General features: G+C 72.4%; 16 protein-coding genes. 12 read left to right on the forward strand and 4 right to left on the reverse strand.

Annotated elements, in window-relative coordinates; all coding sequences use genetic code 11:
* Window positions 1-3 precede the first annotated feature (3 nt).
* From cbiQ to FDO69_RS31130, 6 genes are all read left to right on the forward strand, one after another.
* Window positions 4-753 (forward strand): cobalt ECF transporter T component CbiQ, encoded by a 750-nt coding sequence (gene cbiQ / locus FDO69_RS31105; protein WP_104784588.1) that lies wholly within the window; start codon window positions 4-6, stop codon window positions 751-753.
* A complete protein-coding gene (locus FDO69_RS31110) occupies window positions 750-1,604 on the forward strand; it encodes an energy-coupling factor ABC transporter ATP-binding protein (RefSeq protein WP_104784591.1) in 855 nt (284 codons plus the stop codon). The genes cbiQ and FDO69_RS31110 overlap by 4 nt, the downstream gene beginning before the upstream one ends.
* Window positions 1,605-1,713: 109 nt before the next feature.
* Window positions 1,714-2,370, forward strand: coding sequence for a maleylpyruvate isomerase N-terminal domain-containing protein (locus FDO69_RS31115; RefSeq protein ID WP_104784663.1), 657 nt, complete (start codon window positions 1,714-1,716; stop codon window positions 2,368-2,370).
* 72 nt (window positions 2,371-2,442) lie between these two features.
* Window positions 2,443-3,246 (forward strand): alpha/beta fold hydrolase, encoded by an 804-nt coding sequence (locus tag FDO69_RS31120; protein ID WP_104784594.1) that lies wholly within the window; start codon window positions 2,443-2,445, stop codon window positions 3,244-3,246.
* On the forward strand, window positions 3,246-4,568 hold the full coding sequence (locus FDO69_RS31125) for a PP2C family protein-serine/threonine phosphatase (RefSeq protein ID WP_104784597.1): 1,323 nt from the start codon (window positions 3,246-3,248) through the stop codon (window positions 4,566-4,568). The genes FDO69_RS31120 and FDO69_RS31125 overlap by 1 nt, the downstream gene beginning before the upstream one ends.
* On the forward strand, window positions 4,565-4,897 hold the full coding sequence (locus FDO69_RS31130) for an STAS domain-containing protein (protein ID WP_104784600.1): 333 nt from the start codon (window positions 4,565-4,567) through the stop codon (window positions 4,895-4,897). Before FDO69_RS31125 ends, FDO69_RS31130 begins: the two co-directional genes overlap by 4 nt.
* Here FDO69_RS31130 and FDO69_RS31135 read toward each other — a convergent pair.
* Window positions 4,892-5,902, reverse strand: coding sequence for a zinc-dependent alcohol dehydrogenase (locus tag FDO69_RS31135; protein WP_104784603.1), 1,011 nt, complete (start codon window positions 5,900-5,902; stop codon window positions 4,892-4,894). The genes FDO69_RS31130 and FDO69_RS31135 overlap by 6 nt on opposite strands.
* Window positions 5,895-6,326, reverse strand: coding sequence for a tautomerase family protein (locus FDO69_RS31140; RefSeq protein WP_104784606.1), 432 nt, complete (start codon window positions 6,324-6,326; stop codon window positions 5,895-5,897). Before FDO69_RS31140 ends, FDO69_RS31135 begins: the two co-directional genes overlap by 8 nt.
* Window positions 6,327-6,451: 125 nt before the next feature.
* On the opposite strand from FDO69_RS31140, the gene FDO69_RS31145 reads away from it, so the two are divergent.
* Window positions 6,452-7,036 (forward strand): TetR/AcrR family transcriptional regulator, encoded by a 585-nt coding sequence (locus tag FDO69_RS31145; RefSeq protein WP_420878557.1) that lies wholly within the window; start codon window positions 6,452-6,454, stop codon window positions 7,034-7,036.
* Window positions 7,037-7,362: 326 nt separating this feature from the next.
* Window positions 7,363-9,132, forward strand: a complete 1,770-nt coding sequence (locus tag FDO69_RS31150; protein WP_170320966.1) for an ABC transporter ATP-binding protein — start codon at window positions 7,363-7,365, stop codon at window positions 9,130-9,132.
* A gap of 11 nt (window positions 9,133-9,143) precedes the next feature.
* On the opposite strand, the gene FDO69_RS31155 is transcribed toward FDO69_RS31150, so the two are convergent.
* Window positions 9,144-9,845: a TetR/AcrR family transcriptional regulator gene (locus tag FDO69_RS31155; RefSeq protein WP_104784615.1), complete on the reverse strand. Its 702-nt coding sequence runs from the start codon at window positions 9,843-9,845 to the stop codon at window positions 9,144-9,146.
* A 193-nt stretch (window positions 9,846-10,038) separates the two neighbouring features.
* On the opposite strand from FDO69_RS31155, the gene FDO69_RS31160 reads away from it, so the two are divergent.
* The 3 genes from FDO69_RS31160 (at window position 10,039) to FDO69_RS31170 (ending at window position 14,028) form a co-directional block, all read left to right on the forward strand.
* Window positions 10,039-11,535 (forward strand): APC family permease, encoded by a 1,497-nt coding sequence (locus FDO69_RS31160; RefSeq protein WP_104784618.1) that lies wholly within the window; start codon window positions 10,039-10,041, stop codon window positions 11,533-11,535.
* Between the two features lie 20 nt (window positions 11,536-11,555).
* Window positions 11,556-13,217, forward strand: coding sequence for an amidohydrolase (locus FDO69_RS31165; RefSeq protein ID WP_234388186.1), 1,662 nt, complete (start codon window positions 11,556-11,558; stop codon window positions 13,215-13,217).
* Window positions 13,218-13,293: 76 nt separating this feature from the next.
* On the forward strand, window positions 13,294-14,028 hold the full coding sequence (locus FDO69_RS31170) for a hypothetical protein (RefSeq protein ID WP_234388187.1): 735 nt from the start codon (window positions 13,294-13,296) through the stop codon (window positions 14,026-14,028).
* Between the two features lie 12 nt (window positions 14,029-14,040).
* Here the strand turns inward: FDO69_RS31170 and FDO69_RS31175 are convergent, their stop codons facing one another.
* Window positions 14,041-15,552, reverse strand: coding sequence for an MFS transporter (locus tag FDO69_RS31175; RefSeq protein WP_104784624.1), 1,512 nt, complete (start codon window positions 15,550-15,552; stop codon window positions 14,041-14,043).
* Between the two features lie 233 nt (window positions 15,553-15,785).
* On the opposite strand from FDO69_RS31175, the gene proP reads away from it, so the two are divergent.
* Window positions 15,786-17,282 (forward strand): glycine betaine/L-proline transporter ProP, encoded by a 1,497-nt coding sequence (proP, locus tag FDO69_RS31180; protein ID WP_104784627.1) that lies wholly within the window; start codon window positions 15,786-15,788, stop codon window positions 17,280-17,282.
* Window positions 17,283-17,367 lie beyond the last annotated feature (85 nt).

A 17,367-nucleotide genomic window follows, 5' to 3' on the forward strand; every position in this document is an offset into this window, starting at 1 on the left:
CGGATGCTGCCGATCGACGCGGCGGCGCACAGCAGTCGCTGGCGCCGCCGCCATCCCGTGGACAAGGCCGTACTCGGGCTCGGTCTCACCGTGCTCGCGATCTCCCTGCCGCCCTGGCCGGGCGCGGCCCTGGTCCTCCTGACGGCCCTCGTCGTGCTGCTGGGTCCGGCCGGTGTGCCCGGGCGTCGGCTGTGGCGGGCCTACCGGGTGCCGCTGGGCTTCTGTGTGACCGGCGCGCTCACGCTGCTCGTCCAGGTGGGTGGGCCGGAAGGGTTCGTCTCTCTCGCCCCCGACGGGCGGGTACGGGCCGGGGAGTTGCTGCTGCGGACCTCGGCGGCCTCCCTGGGGGTGCTGCTGTTCGCCTTCACCACGCCCATGTCCGACCTGCTGCCCCGGCTGGTCCGGGCCGGGGTCCCCGCGGCGGTCGTCGACGTCGCGCTCGTGACGTACCGGATGAGCTTCCTGCTGCTGGACTCGATGCGGTGCATCCGGGAGGCCCAGGCGGCCAGGCTCGGGCACACCGGCCGGGCCGCGGAGTGGCGGTCCCTGGCCGGGCTCGGCGCCACCGCGTTCGTCCGGGCCTTCGACCGGGCCGGGAGGCTCCAAGCGGGGCTCGCCGGGCGTGGCTACGACGGCACCCTGCGGGTCCTGGTTCCCGAGGCCCGGGTGTCCGTCCGCTTCACGGCGGCCAGTTGCGCGCTGCTCGCGGCGCTGGCCGTCCTCACCCTCGTACTGGAAAGGCCGCTGACATGAGCGAGGCAGCCCTCGTCGCCCTGCGGGGCGCGTCCTTCGCCTACGAGGACGGCCCGGCCGTACTCAGCGGGCTCGACTTCGAGATCCGCGAGGGCCGCGCGCTGGCGCTGCTCGGCCGCAACGGCAGCGGCAAGACCACGCTGATGCGACTGCTCAGCGGAGGCCTGAAACCGCACGAGGGGCGGCTGACGGTCGAGGGGCGGCCGGTGGCGTACGACCGCAAGGGGCTGACCCGGCTGCGGACCACCGTGCAGCTGGTGGTGCAGGACCCGGACGACCAGTTGTTCGCGGCGTCCGTCGAGCAGGACGTGTCCTTCGGTCCGCTGAACCTCGGCCTGGACGACACGCAGGTACGGGCGCGGGTGGCGGAGGCCCTGGCGGCCCTGGACATCACGGCCCTGGCCGACCGGCCGACCCATCTGCTCTCCTACGGACAGCGCAAACGCACGGCCATCGCGGGCGCGGTCGCCATGCGGCCGCGTGTCCTCGTCCTGGACGAGCCGACGGCCGGGCTCGACCCCGACGGCCAGGAGCGGCTCCTCACCACGCTCGACGGGCTCCGGGCCGCCGGCACCACGGTGGTGATGGCCACCCACGACGTCGATCTCGCCCTGCGCTGGGCCGACGACGCCGCGCTCCTCACCCCGTCCGGTGTCCGCACCGGGCCCGCGGCCACGGCACTGGCCCGCACGGATCTCCTCCGGGAGGCGGGGCTGCGTCTGCCGTGGGGTGCCGCGGTGACGGAACTGCTGCGGTCCCAGGGGCTGTTGACGGAAACGGAGCCGGGCCCGCGTACACCGGACGAGCTCGCCGTGCTCGCGGGAGGGCGGCTGGGGGCGTCCGGCGGGTGAGTGTCACGCGGCGGTGAGCACGGCCTGGGCCGGCGGTCCCCCGGGCCGTGGCGCGACGCAGGCCGAAACGCGCTTGTCCGGCGTCGCACAACGGCACTACGTTGCCGGGGTGGATCTCTTCTCCCGCACCTGGGCGGCGCTGCGCGCGGCGGTGGCCGATCTCTCCGACGAGGACTTCGGTCGGCCCTCCGGCTGTACGGGCTGGCTGGTGCGGGACCTGGTGTGTCATCTGATCGTCGACGCCCAGGACGTCCTGATCACCCTGGCCACCCCCTCCGACCGGGAGCCGACCCGTGACGAGCTGACGTACTGGGACGTCTCGGAGACTCCGCCGACCGGTGACGACCCGCTCGACGCGCTGACCGTCCGGCTGGCCGCCGCGTACGAGGATCCGGGCCTTCTGAAGTTCCATCTGGACGACGTCGGCTCCGCCGCCGGGCGTGCGGCCCTGCTCGCCGATCCGGCCGGCCGGGTCGGCACCCGGGACGAGGTCCTCACCGCGGGCGACTTCCTCTGCGCCTATGTCCTGGAGTGGACGCTGCACCACCTCGACCTGATCGCTCACCTGCCGGGCGCGAAGCTGCCGCCCGCGGAGGGGCTCCTCCGGTCCCGGGAGATGCTGGAGCGGATCGCGGGGGGCACGTTCCCGTCCTCCCTCCCCGATGCGGACGCGCTGCTGATCGGCACCGGGCGGCGTGCGCCGACCGGGGCGGAGCAGGCCGAGCTCGGTGACCTGGCCTCCAGGGTGCCGCTGTACCTGGGCTGACTTCACAGTCGCGAAGCCGCTGTTCACAGGGCCCCCGTCGAACCACTCCGTCCCGGGTGGGAGCATGGCCGCATGGACATCCGCCGCAGGAACAACGTCAACGTCATCGGCCCCGACGGCGCGCCGGTGCTGCTCCTGGCCCATGGGTTCGGGTGCGACCAGAACATGTGGCGGCTGGTGGTACCGGCGCTTGCCGAGCGCTACCGAGTGGTGCTGTTCGACTACGTCGGGTCCGGCGGCTCGGACCTCGCAGTGTGGAGCGAGGAGCGGTACTCCTCGCTCCAGGGTTACGCCGCCGACGTCGTCGACGTCTGCGAGGAGCTGGACCTGGACCGGGCGGTGTTCGTGGGGCACTCGGTCAGTGCCATGGTCGGGGTGCTGGCGGCGCAGGCCGCGCCGGAGCGGATCGGGGCGCTCGTGATGGTGACCCCCTCGCCCTGCTACATCGACGACGAGGGCTACCGCGGCGGCTTCAGCACGGAGGACATCGACGAGCTGCTCGCCTCCCTGGAGGCGAACTACCTGGGCTGGTCGTCCGCGATGGCCCCGGTGATCATGGGCAACCCGGAGCGGCCGGAGCTGGGCCAGGAACTCACGAACAGTTTCTGCGCCACCGACCCCGACATCGCCCGGGTCTTCGCGCGTACGACCTTCCTCACCGACAGCCGCGAGGACCTGAAGGGCGTGTCCGTGCCGACCCTCGTGCTGGAGTGCGATCAGGACGCCATCGCACCCCGGGAGGTCGGCGCCTACGTGCACGCGGCGATCCCCGCCTCCCGCCTGGTCACGCTCGACGCCACCGGGCACTGCCCGCAGCTCAGCGCACCGCAGGCCACCAGCGGGGCGATCCTCGACTTCCTGGAGTCCCTGAAGTGATGTGCCGCACGGGCGGCATACCGGAGCCCGCCGGGGCGGGGGGCGAGGCCACCACGGACGCGGCCTTCTCCGCGCTGCTGGAGGACAGCCCGGAGGACCTGTACGAGTCCGCGCCCTGCGGTTACCTGTCCACGATGATGGACGGCACCATCGCCAAGATCAACGACACCCTGCTGGACTGGCTCGGCCTGCACCGTGAGGACGTGGCGGGCCGCAAGCGCTTCGCGGACCTGCTCACCATCGGCGGGAAGCTGTACCACGAGACGCACTTCGCTCCGCTGCTGCGCATGCAGGGCGAGCTGCGCGGCATCGCCCTGGACATGCGGCGCCGGAGCGGCGGCCCGCTGCCGGTGCTGGTCTCCGCCGTGATCAAGCACGGCAGCGAGGGCGAACCGTTGCTCATCCGCATCACCGTCTTCGACGCCTCCGACCGCCGCGCCTACGAGAAGGAGCTCCTGCACCGCAGGCAGGAGGCCGAGCGGGCCCGCGCCGAGGCCGACGAGGCCCGGCGGCAGGCCGAGGCAGACCGGGCCAGGCTGGCCGACGCCCTCGCCGTCCTGCAGCGCTCCCTGGTGCCGGACTCGCTGCCCGCCGTACCGGGCCTGGAGACGGCCGTCCACTACCACACGGCGTCTCCGGACCAGCTGGGCGGCGACTTCTACGACCTGTTCCCCGTGGCCGGTGACCGGTGGGCGTTCTTCCTCGGCGACGTGTGCGGCAAGGGCCCCGAGGCCGCGTCCCTCACCTCGCTGACCCGCTACACCCTGCGCGCGGCGGCCCACCACGACCCGGATCCGGCCTCGGCGCTGAGCACCCTGAACGCCGTCCTGCACGAGCGGTACACCGGCGACGGCAACCCCCGGTACTGCACCTGCATCTTCGGGATCGTCGAACCCGGAGGCGAACACGGGCGGACCGTGGTGCGCCTGGCCTCCGGTGGCCACCCGCCGGCACTCGTCCTGCGGACGGACGGCCGAGCCGAGTACCTGCCCACCCCGGGCGGTCTGCTCATCGGCGTCGTCCCCGGCGCTCCGATCGGCACGGCCGAGACCGTCCTGGCACCCGGTGACACGCTCGTGCTGTACACCGACGGCCTCACCGAGGCCCGCATCGGCTCCGGCCGCGACGAGCTGTACGGCGAGGACGCCCTGCACGCCTTCGCCACCGAGCACGCTCCGGCCGCACCCCGCGAGGTGATCACGGCCCTCACCGGGCTGCTGGAGGGTTTCGGCGACGGTCTCGACGACGACACCGCGCTCCTCGCCCTCGGCGTTCCTGCCGCCCCTTCCCCCATGTCCCCGGCAACGAGTCACACCTCATGAACCCGCTCACCGTCAGACAGCTCGACACCGCCACGGGACCCGTTCTGTACGTGGCCGGCGACCTGGACTTCGACCGGGCCCCCGTCCTGCGCAGCCGGCTCGACCAGGTGCCCCTGTCACCGGGGCAGTGCCTGGTCCTGGACCTGTCGGGCCTGGCGTTCTGCGACTCCTCGGGCATCACCGCCCTGCTCGCCGCACGCCAGCACGCCCTGGTCGCCGGCGCCGACATGGCGCTGGCCGCCGTACCGGCGAACCTGCTGCGCGTCCTCACCCTGGTCGGCCTCGACCAGGTCTTCACGCTGCGCCCGGACTCCAGCGCCGCGTCATGACCCGGCCCGGACGAAGACCGGTTTCAGGTGCTTCTCCGGCAGCGCCGCCGGCAGGTCCTCCCAGTCGATGACATGGGAGACGACCTTGCCGGGTGAGACGGCGCCGGAGGCGGCGAGCGCCAGGGCGTCGGGGATGTGGGCGCGTACGTTGTCGCGGGCGACGCGCAGGGTGACTCCGGTGAGGTACATGTCGAGCAGGGGCAGTTCGCCGGGGCGGAAGTGGTTGCCCGCGCTCTCGCAGATCCCCTCGGGCGTCAGGCACTTGACGGCGAGGCCGAGCTGGTCGACGCGGCCGGTCGCCTCGACGGCGATGTCGTAGCTCTGCGGCAGGGGTTCCAGGGTCTCGGCGGTGGTGGCACCGAAGTCACGGGCGAGGGCGCGGTGTTCGGGGTCGGGGTCGACGTAGAGCACCTCGGCGGCGCCGAGCGCGCGGGCGATGTCGCAGACGTACAGGCCGATGCTGCCGCGGGCGACGACCAGGACACGTGCCCCCGGGCGGGCGGTCAGGTGCGGGGCGACCAGGCGCCAGGCCAGGGACCAGTTGTCGCCGGCCGAGGCCAGGGCGACCGGGTCGAGGCCGGTGGGCAGGGGCACCAGCATGGCGTCGGCGTAGGGCACGCGGACCAGGTCGGAGAAGAGTCCGCCCCAGTTGCCGCCGATCGGCGCGCCGTACATCGCCATGTACGGGCCCGTGGTGCAGTGCGCGGTGAGTCCCGCCCGGCAGCGGTCGCAGGTGCCGCAGTTGATGGTCCAGGGGACGACGACGAGGTCGCCGGGGGCCACGGCGGTGACGGCGTCGCCGGTCTCGACGACCCGGGCGACGCACTCGTGACCGAGGGCGAAGGGCGGCTCGACGAAGCCATGACCGGCCAGGATGGCGGAGTCCACGTCACACGGGGTGGCGGCGACCGGGGCCACGATCGCCTCGCCGTCGGACCGGAGCTTCGGGTCGGGCACCTCGCGCCACTCGACGGTGCGCTTGGCGATGTAGGTCAGTTCACGCATCGGCCCGCCGCCCCTTCGCCAGGGCCACCAGATCGGCGTGGCGGATGACGGATCCGCCGGCGCCCCAGGTGCCGTCGGGCTGTTCGTGCACCAGGACCCACACGCGCAGGGCGTCGTCCGGGGTGAGTCCGGCGGCGGTCAGGACGGTCCGGGTCGCCTCCTCGACCAGTCCCGCCTTGCGGCGCTCGGACAGGGCGCCTTCGGGGACGGTGACCTCCACCAGGAAGCGGGGCGCGTCGTCCTCGGCGGTCGTCTGGGCGCCTTCGGGCAGTTCGACGAGATAGCTCCACGCCTGGGCGCGGAAGAACGCCGTGTCGGGTGCGCCCTCCCAGCGCAGCAGCGTCGCGGCGAGATCGCGCTGGACGCTGCCGCGGCCCTCCTCGGTCAGGGCACCGGCGGGAGCGGTGAGCCGGATCATCGGCATGGCGGACCTCTCTCCTCGGCCGCGCCGAACATCGGGCGACGCGGCTTTATGACAGTCGTTATAAAGCACGGCCACGCTAGACTATGACGACTGTTATGGCCAGCGGGGCGGAAGGGATCGTGGACGTGACCAAGCCGAGTCCGACGGCGCGTGAGCGGATCGTGGCCGGTGCGGCCGACATGATCAGCCGACGCGGCCTGAACGCGACGAGCATCCGGGAGACGGCCAAGCACGCCCGGGCTCCGCTGGGCTCGACGTACCACTACTTCCCGGAGGGCAAGCAGCAACTGGCCACCGAGGCGGTGCGCTTCACCGGGGCCTGGGCCGCCCGCAGCCTGCGCAGGGAGCTGGAGGCGGGGCCGGTCGCCGGACTGCGGGCCTTCCTCGACCTGTGGCGCGGGATCGTGGTGGACAGCGACTTCCGGGCGGGCTGCCCGGTCCTCGCCGTCTCGATCGAGGAGCCCCCGGCCGGCGAGACGCCCACCGCCCTGGCAGCGGCCGCCGGCGTCTTCGAGGAGTGGGAGGGCCTGCTGGCCGGGTCGCTGCGCGAGCACGGCGTCGAGCCCGAGCAGGCGGCCCAACTCGCGACACTGATCGTCGCGGCGGTCGAGGGAACGGTGGCCATGTGCCGCGCCAAGCGCAGTACGCAACCGCTGGACCACACGGCCGCCCAGCTGCAGGCCCTCGTCCTCGGTGCGATCACCGACTGACCGCACCGGCTTCGCAGGAGCCCGGCGGTCCGGGACTCGTTCCGGTCGCCCGCCCCCACCCCTGAGGGCGCTGCGTCCTCGCCCCGGCGCACGGGCACCCGCCCGCCGCGCCTCCTGGCGCTCCCCGCTCACCCCCGCCCGGCCGGAAAACGCTTGGACGCCGCGACCGGCATCGCGGGACACTTCCGGACTCGACCCGAAACCTCACACATCCGTTGCGGCGATGGCCCCTGCCCGCACGCGCGGCGTGGCGGGCGGCCACAGAACGACACAGGGGTGGGATGGAAACGCCGGAAACACACAGGGTATTACCGGGCAAGCGCTCGATGCTTCTCGCACTTCGCTACTACGGACGGGAGTTGTCCCGGCTGCGCCGGTGGACGGCACCCGCGATGCTGCTCTCGGCGCTGGGCAACATCGGAATCAACTACGTCGCGCCGCTGATCGTCGCCAAGCTCGTCGCGGACATCGCGGGGAACAAGGACGTCACGGCCGATTCGACGCTGCCGTACGTGCTGGCCTTCGCGGGTGTCCTGCTGGTCGCGGAGGCACTGTGGCGCGTCGCCCTGCACTGCCTCACCCGTCTCGACGCCCTGGGCATCGAGCATCTGTACGTGGTCGGCATGGACGAACTCTTCGCCAAGGACGCCGCGTTCTTCCACGACAACTTCGCCGGTTCGCTGACCAAGCGGGTCCTCAGCTTCGCCTCCCGTTTCGAGCAGTTCGTCGACACGCTGACCTTCCAGATCATGGGCAGCTTCGCGCCGCTGACATTCGGGGCGGTGGTGCTGTGGCGCTACGAACCGCTGCTCGTCGTCGGACTCCTGGTGATGATCGCGCTGACCGCGGTGCTGGTCGTGCCGCTCATCCGGCGGCGCCAGGCGCTCGTCGACCGGCGTGAGGAGGCGATCGCCCGGGTGTCGGGCCATGTGGCCGACAGCCTGATGAACATGGACACGGTGCGGGCGTTCGCCGCGGAGGAGCGCGAGGCCGCCGAACACCGCTCCCGGGTCGCGACGTCACGCCGGCTCACCATGCGGTCGTGGGACTACGGCAACCTGCGCATCGACACGCTCGTCGCGCCGATGTCCGTCCTGACCAGTGCGATGGGCCTGCTCCTCGCGGTGACGCTGGGCGGCGGCGCGCACGGGGTGGAGGCGGTCGTGGTCGCCTTCGCCTACTACAACAACGCGACCCGGATCATGTTCGAGTTCAACCAGATATACCGCCGTCTGGAGAGTTCGATGACGGAGGCCGCGCAGTTCACCGAGCTGCTGCTGACGCCGCCGACCGTGCTCGACCCTCCGGATCCGGAGCCGCTGCGGTCCCGGGCCGCCGACGTCCGCTTCGAGAAGGTGACCTTCGCCCACCGGGGTGGCCGGCCGTTGTTCGAGGGGCTGGACCTGGCCGTGCCGAGCGGGTCGAAGATCGGCCTCGTGGGCCGGTCCGGCGGCGGCAAGACCTCACTCACCCGGCTGCTGCTGCGGATGACCGACATCGACGCCGGCCGCATTTTGATCGGCGGCCAGGACATCAGCCGAGTGCGCCAGGCCGACCTGCGCGGGCGGATCGCGTACGTACCGCAGGACCCGGCGATGTTCCACCGCAGCCTGCGGGACAACATCGCCTTCGCCCGGCCGGACGCCACCGACGCCGAGATCCTCCGGGCGGCCGAGGCGGCCCATGTCACGGAGTTCGCCGAGGCGTTGCCGGACGGCTTCGACACCATGGTGGGCGAGCGGGGCGTCAAGCTGTCCGGCGGTCAGCGCCAGCGGGTCGCCCTGGCGCGGGCGATCCTGCGGGACGCGCCGATCCTGCTGCTCGACGAGGCGACCAGCGCCCTGGACTCCGAGAGCGAAGTGCTGGTCCAGGAGGCGCTGTGGCGGCTCATGGACGGGCGGACCGCTCTGGTGGTGGCGCACCGGCTGAGCACGGTCGCCGGCATGGACCAGCTCGTCGTCCTCGACCGCGGCCGGATCGTCGAGCAGGGCACCCACCAGGAGTTGCTCGCGATCGACGGTGCCTACGCCAAGCTGTGGCAGCACCAGTCGGGCGGGTTCCTCGACGACACCGCCGGGCGGGCCGAGGCGCTGTAGCGCGGGCTCGCTCACTTCGGTCCGAGGGCCCGCGCCCGGGCCGCCAGGGCCTCCAGCAGGAGGTCCACCGCCTGCTCGAAGGAGCTGTCCGCCATGGCGGGCAGCTCCGGGCGCACCGCGGTCAGGGAGGGGTACGTCGCCGGATCGAGGCCCTGGTAGACGTCGCGCCACGACCGGCGGTCGGCCTCGCGCTGCTGCGGAGGGAGGGCCTGGAACGCCGCTTCCGCGGCGGCGTGGCTCAGCACGGTGTCGATGAAGGCCAGGTAGAGCCGTGCGGCGTCGGCCGACGGGAAGCCCGCGGTGAGCAGCAGGCCGATCCCGGTCTCGACGGCACGGATCTCGTTCCGGCGCCGGGTCACGCGGTGGGCCGCCATGGCGGCCGCGCGCGGATGCGCGAGGTATCCGGCACGGACCCTGAGGGCCATATCGCGCAGCGAGGCCACCCAGTCGTCTCCCGGGGCGAAGCCCGCCATGGCGTCGCCGATGATCCGGTCGGCGATGGCGAGCACCAGGTCGTCGGTGCCGTGGAAGTAGCGATACAGCGCCGTCGGGTCGCAGCCCAGGGCCGCGCCGAGCCGGCGCACGCTCAGCGCCTCGGGTCCGTGCTCGCCGATCAGCCGCAACGCGGTCTGCACGATCAGGTCCTCCGACAGCAGGACCCCCGAACGGGTCGGTCTCCGACGCCGGCGTTCCTGCGGGACACGGGTGGTCATGACCGGCACTCCTCTCCTCGCGCACCGAGGTCTTCTCACGTGCCGGCGGCCTCTCACCGACCGGAGCCTTGTCGCGTAACGCAGTGAACGGCCCTCGTCGCCTTACGTCAACAGGGTTGACCCAATATGGCCACCGGCTGTTCCATCACAGTCCCGCGCGGCTCTTCCCACCCCGTCCCCCGAGGAGCCCTTCATGTCGTCCGCACCGCCCTCGTCCCGCCCCCCGCTGCGCCGATCCCTCGGCGTGGTCGACGGCGTCGCCATCGCCGCGTCCAGCACCGCGGCCACCACCAGCATCGCCATCGGCATGGGCACGATCGCCACGATCGTGGGCCTGCAGGCCCCCGCGCTCCTGCTGCTGGCCTTCCTGCCGGTGCTGGGCATCGCCCTCGCCTACGCCCGGCTCAACCGCTCCGAACCCAACTGCGGCAACGGCTACACCTGGGTCGGCAGATCCCTCGGCCCCTGGCCGGGCTTCCTGACCGGCTGGGTCACGCTGGTCGGCTCGGTCATCTTCTGCGCCTACACCAGCGCGATCATGGGCTCGGTCGTGCTGGCCTTCGCCGACAAGGCCGGCCTGCGCAGCCTGGCCGGCATCGCCCTCGACCCGACGTCCACCGGCGTCTGCACGGCGGTCGGGCTGGTGATCCTCCTCGCCCTCACCGTCCTGGCCGTCACCGGAGTCCGTGGCGCGACCCGGTTCCAGTTCGCCCTGCTGGTGTTCGAGTACGCCGTGCTGCTCGGCTTCTGCGGCTGGGCCCTGGTCACCGGCGACCACGCCGTCTCCCTGTCCTGGTTCAACCCGTTCGAGATCTCCAGCGGCCCCCACTTCGCCCAGGGCATGGTGCTGGCGGTGTTCTTCTTCTGGGGCTGGGACGCGGCGTTCAGCGTCAACGAGGAGACCAAGGACCCGGGCGACTCGGCCCGGGGCGGGCTCATCGCCCTGTTCGCGATGCTCGGCCTGTTCCTCTTCGCCTCGGTCGCCTTCCAGAGGGAGATGAGCCTGGCCGAACTCGTCCGCAACGGCCCGCAGGCCCTGCCCTACCTCGGGGAGAAGCTGGCCGCCGAGCCGTGGGCGACCCTGCCCCTGGTCGCCCTGATGTTCTCCGCCGTCGCCTCCGTGCAGGCCACGCTGATCCCCACCGCGCGCGGCCTGCTCGCCATGGGCCGCGACCGCACCATGGGCCCGCTGTGGACCCGGGTCCACCCGCGCTGGGGCACGCCCGCCGCGGGGACGGCCGTCGTGATGTCCGTCGCCGCGGTGATCGCCGTGCTCGCCTTCGCGATCCCCAAGCTGAGCGACATGCTGCTGGCCGCCGTCAACGCGATCGGCCTGATCGTGGCCCTCTACTACGGCCTCACCGCGCTCGCCTGCGCCGTGCGCTTTCGCTCCGCGCGGCACGAGGGAGCGCGCGAGGCGCTGCTCGCCGTCGGCGTGCCCGCCGTGTCCGGGCTGGTGCTGCTGGGCCTGGGCGCCTACCTCGGCTACTCGTACCTCATCATGAGCGACCACTTCGAACTGAGCCCGGACAACGGGTGGTTCATGTTCTCGCTGCCCGCCGTGATCGTGCTCGCCGGCCTCGGCATGGCCGCCGTCGCCAAGTACGTCCGGCGCTCGCCCTACTTCACCACCGGGCGCGGCACCGACGCCGAAGCCCTCACCCTGCCGATGGACCGCACGGCGGTCTGACCTCCATGGAGCTCACCCCCATGTCGCACCCCCCTGCCCCGGGATCCGCCGACCTCGTCCTCACCGGCGGCCCCGTGCACACCGTCGACCCGGCCCGCAGCCGCGCCACCTCGGTGGCCGTGCGCGGCGGGCGGATCGTCGCCGTCGGCCACGACGAGGTGCGCGAGCTGATCGGGCCGCGCACCGAGGTCGTCGACCTCGCCGGGAAGCTGCTGCTGCCGGGCTTCCAGGACGCCCACGTCCACCCGATGGGCGCGGGCCTCGAACTCGGCCTGTGCCATCTCGGCGACACCACCGACGCGGACGCGTACCTGCACAGGATCGCGGCGTACGCGCGGGAGCACCCGGGCGTCGAATGGATCACGGGGGGCGGCTGGTCCCTGGAGTCGTTCCCCGGCGGCTCCCCCACGGCCGCCGCCCTCGACGCGATCGTGCCGGACCGGCCCGTCTTCCTGCCCAACCGCGACCACCACGGCGCCTGGGTCAACAGCCGGGCCCTGGAGCGCGCGGGCATCGACGCCCGGACCCCCGACCCCGCCGACGGCCGGATCGAGCGCGACGCCGCGGGCAACCCCACCGGGATGCTCCAGGAGGGCGCAGTCCACCTGGTGGGCCGGCTGGTGCCGGACCCCACGCCGGAGGAGCAGCTCGCCGGTCTGCTGCGCGCCCAGGCCGTGCTGCACTCCCATGGCGTCACCGCCTGGCAGGACGCCATCGTCGGCACGTACGCCAACCTGACGGACCCGGCCCCGGCCTACCTGACGGCCCTCGACCGGGGTCTGCTCACCGCGCGGGTCGTCGGCGCGCTGTGGTGGGACCGCGAGCGGGGCGCCGAGCAGATCGGCGAGCTCGTGGCCCGGCGGGAGGAGCTGAGCCGGGACCGGTTCCGGACCGGCACTGTGAAGATCATGCAGGACGGCATCGCCGAGAACCACACCGCCGCCATGCTGTCCCCCTACCTGACCGGCTGCGGCTGCGCCTCGGACAACAGCGGTATCAGCTTCGTCGAGCCGGGTGAGCTGCGGAAGTACGTCACCGAACTGGACGCCCACGGCTTTCAGGTCCACTTCCACGCGCTCGGCGACCGCGCGGTGCGGGAGGCGCTGGACGCCGTGGAGGCCGCCCGGGCCGCCAACGGCAACCGCGATACGCGGCACCACCTGGCGCACCTCCAGGTCGTCCACCCCGCCGACCTGCCCCGTTTCCGGGCGCTGGGCGCGAGCGCCAACCTGCAGATGCTGTGGGCCGCCCACGAGCCGCAGATGGACGAGCTGACCCTGCCCTTCCTGGGGGCGGAACGCGGCGCGTGGCAGTACCCCTTCGGGGACCTGCTGCGTGCCGGTGCGACCATCGCGGCCGGCAGCGACTGGCCCGTCAGCAGCCCCGACCCGCTCCAGGCCGTCCACGTCGCCGTCAACCGGGTCTCCCCCGAGGCGCCCGGGGACACCCCGGCCTTCTTCCCGGAGCAGCGCCTCGACCTGGGCACCGCGATCGCCGCCTACACGGCGGGCAGTGCCCATGTGAACCACCTCGACGACGTCACCGGCAGCATCACCGTCGGCAAGGCGGCCGACCTGGTCGTCCTCGACCGGGATCCGTTCGCGGGTCCGCCCGAGGAGATCGCCGCGACCCGGGTCCTGGAGACCTTCGTCGAAGGGCGGCGGGTCCACACCGGCGCCTGAGGCGTGTTCCAATGCTCCGGGGTCCGGATGTCACGGAGGGGGATGAGGCGCGGTGGGGTCGTCGGGGGACGGGGTCATGCGGTCCGTGGTGTGGATACTGCTCGCCGTCGTGACGCTCGGCGTCGGAGTGGCGTCGGCCCGCGAGATCGGCGGGGCGCTGGATCGGGAGCGGGAGTACCGCGGCGCGCCGGCCTGCGCCGCGGTTCCCGTCGAGGCGTCGGGGTGCGTGTGGGAGCAGGAGTTCACCGTACGGAGCGCCGCCATGAACCGCGGGAAGCGGGGCGAGTCCCCGGAGGCGGAGCTGGTGCTGCCGTCGGGCAAGCCGTGGGAGGTGACGTTCCTGCGCACCGAGCCGGTGATGTCCGAGATGGCGCCCGGCGAGAAGGTGGTCGGTCTGATCTGGCACGGGCAGGTCGTCGAGGTGCGGGACGCCGACGGGCGTCGGCAGCAGACGTCCGACGGGCCGGTGGGATGGCCCGAGGACCGTCTGGGCGGTGCGCTGGCCTGTATCTCGTTCGGCCTGGCGGCCCTGGTCGGCGGGGTGTGGCCGCTCTTCGCGCGGGGCGACGAGCGTCGTGTGACGGCGGCGAGGATGGTGCGGTGGCACGGTGTCGGCCTGGGCGCGACGGCCATCCTGACGCTCTGGGCGCAGGCAGCCAACGACTGGCCGCTCTGGGCCCTTCCGGCGATCTGGGGGCCGCTCGCGCTGCTGATCCTTGCGTCCATGACGGCTTTCGCCCGCGGCGCGCTGCGCGGAGAGCTGGACGACGACGCACCCGCCCCGCGGCAGCAGGAGCCGCAGGCCTCGTGAACGCGTGACCGCTCAGGTCTGCCGGGCGTGCACGGGACTGTGGGTGACGTCGTCCGGGCACGGGCGGTGCGGCTGCGGGGTCCGCCGGTCGCGCCGCCAGTCGTATGCCGCGAGGACCAGGGACGCGGCCATGCCGACGAGTCCGGCGCCCATCGCGAGGTAGAGGGCACCGCGGTAGTCGTCGCTCCTGCTGCCGAGCACCAGGTAGTAGAGACCGGGCAGGGCGGCGGTGCCCACCGCGGCGCCGAGGCGCTGCCCCGTCTGCAGGGCGCCGCCCGCCGCTCCCGCCATGTGCACGGGCACGTCCCGCAGCGTCATGGTGATGTTGGGGGAGATCACGCACCCACCGCCCACGCCGCCGAGGAACAGGACCGGGGCGGCGATCCAGGGCGCGATGTCGAGGGGCGCGAAGCGCAGCAGCAGCGCGGTGCCGCCCAGCCCGAGGATCACCCCCGTGATTCCGCCCACGGTGAGCAGTCGGCCGAGCCGGTCCACCAGCCGCCCGGAGACCGCGGCCGCGAGGGCCGAGCCGAGGGCGAAGGGGGTCACGGCGAGGCCCGACTCCAGCGGGGAGAAGCCCAGGCCGTGCTGGTAGAAGAGGGCGAAGACCAGCCAGACGCCGCTGAAGCCGATGAAGTAGAGCGTGCCGACGCCGGCGCCGACGGCGTAGCCGCGCACGGTGGTGAACAGGCGCGGATCGAGCAGCGGCTGGGCACCGCGGTCCAGCAGGCGCCGCTGCCAGCGGGTGAAGACGAAGAGCAGCGCGGCACCGGCGGGGAACATCCACCACAGCCGGGCGAGGCCGCCGCTCTCCGCCTGGACCAGCGGGTACATGAGCGCGAGGACGCCGAGCCCCAGCAGCAGGACACCGGGCAGGTCGACGTCCCTGCCGGAGCGCCGGGTGTGGGGCAGCAGGCGGCGGCCGAGGAGGATCGCGAGGATGCCGATGGGGACGTTGACGTAGAAGATCCACCGCCAGCCCTGGGCGCCTTCGGCCAGGGCGAGGATCAGGCCGCCGGTGAGGGGGCCGACGGCGGAGGAGATGCCGACGGTGGCGCCGAAGAAGCCGAAGGCCCGGCCGCGTTCGCCGCCCCGGAACATCTGCTGGATGAGCGCGGAGTTCTGCGGGGCCATGAAGCCGGCGGCCAGGCCCTGAGCGAGCCGGGCCACCACCAGCAGGGTGATGTTCGGGGCCGCTCCGCAGGCCGCGCTGAACAGCACGAAGCCGCTGAGGGCGATGAGGAAGATACGGCGCCGGTCCAGGGCGTCGCCGAGGCGGCCCGCGGTGACGAGGGCGAGACCGAAGGAGAGGGCGTAGCCGGACACCACCCACTGGACCTCGGCCGCGGAGGCGTGCAGCTGCTGCTGGATCGTGGGCAGGGCGACGGCCACGATCGACACGTCCAGCAGGCTCATGAAGCCGGCCACCAGGGTGACCCACAGGGCCCGCCACCGTTTGGGGTCGGGCTCGTACCCGTCCTCCCGCGCACCCTGGTCGTGGCCGCCCGCCGCTGACGCCGTCACTTGGGCTCCTCTCACCAGGAACGCACCCGGCGACTCAAGTTCCCCCGCCGGGGCACGGACACACACCCGTCCCGGAGATCCTCCCGGACGGCGCGGCGTCCCGCCTCCCGCCCTGAGCACCCGCGCATCACGTTTCGTGATCAACCGGACGCCGCGCGAAGGGGGTTGTTTGAGCGCGCGAGATCTGTGCAGGCGTGGTCTTTGGGAATGCGAACGGCGAAAGGAACCACGTGATGGCGGAGACCGACAACGACGAGTCGGTGGATCCCGCGGCGGTGAGACGGCACCGGGTGCTGTTCCGGGCGATCGAGAAGCGGCGCAACCCGAAGCTGCGCCGCAGCGACATCACGGTGACCGACGATGCGGCGGTCAAGCGCGCCACCAAGGCCGCCGCCCTCGGCAACGCGATGGAGTGGTACGACTTCGGCATCTACAGCTATCTGGCGTCGACCATCGGGCGGGTCTTCTTCCCGTCCACCAACGACACCGCCCAGCTGCTCGGCTCCTTCGCGACCTTCGCGGTGGCGTTCCTGGTGCGTCCGCTCGGAGGCATGGTCTTCGGCCCGCTCGGGGACAAGGTCGGGCGCAAGCGCATCCTCTCCCTCACCATGATCATGATGGCGGTGGGAACCTTCGCGATCGGCCTGGTCCCCTCGCACGCGGTGATCGGCCTGTGGGCCCCGGCCCTGCTGATCTTCTTCCGGCTGGTGCAGGGCTTCTCCACTGGCGGGGAGTACGGCGGCGCCTCGACGTTCATCGCGGAGTACGCGCCCGACAAGCGGCGCGGCTTCTTCGGCAGCTTCCTGGAGCTCGGCACGCTCGCCGGCTATATCGGGGCCTCCGGTCTCGTCGTCGTCCTGCAGATGCTCCTCAGCGACGACCAGATGCTGTCGTGGGGCTGGCGCGTGCCGTTCCTCGTCGCGGCCCCGCTCGGCCTCATCGGCCTCTACCTGCGGCTCAAGCTGGACGAGACGCCCGCCTTCCAGAAGCTGGAGGGCGGCCAGGCCAAGGCGAGCGAGGCGGCCGACGCCGTGGAGACCTCGGCGGCCGCCGACCTCGGCAAGATCTTCACCCGGTACTGGCGGCCGCTGCTGCTGTGTCTCGCGCTGGTGGCGGCGTACAACATCACCGACTACATGCTGCTGTCGTACATGCCGACCTATCTGTCCGACGAACTGGGCTACGGGACCAACCACGGGTTGCTGATCCTGCTCGTCGTGATGGTGCTGCAGATGTGCGTGATCAACCAGGTGGGGCGGCTCTCGGACCGCTTCGGGCGCAAGCCGCTGCTGATGGCGGGGATGCTCGGTTTCCTGTTCCTCTCCCTGCCGTCGTTCCTGCTCATCCGGCAGGGCAGCGTCGTCCTCATCACCCTGGGCCTGCTGCTGATGGGGCTCTCGCTGGTGGCGATGCTCGGCACCATGTCGGCGGCGCTCCCGGCGATCTTCCCCACGCAGGTGCGCTACGGCTCGCTCTCGGTGGCCTACAACCTGGCCACCTCGATCTTCGGCGGTACCACGCCGCTGGTGATCACCGCTCTGATCAGCGCCTTCGACTCGACGCTGATGCCGGCGTACTACGCCATGGGCGCCGCGGTCATCGGTGTCATCGCCGTGCTGTGCATGCGCGAGACCGCCAACCAGCCGCTGGCCGGCTCCCCGCCGTCCGTGCAGACGCAGGCGGAGGCGGAGGAACTCGTCCAGGCGCAGTCTCCCCAGCCCAGGTTCTGACCGATGTGTGAGGCCCCGTCCGCAACCGCTTGAGTTCTAGCGATCGTCGCAACACCCCAGCTCAAGGGGTGCGATGTTCGAGATC

This window comes from Streptomyces tibetensis, assembly GCF_007655005.1.
GTDB classification, from domain to species: domain Bacteria; phylum Actinomycetota; class Actinomycetes; order Streptomycetales; family Streptomycetaceae; genus Streptomyces; species Streptomyces tibetensis.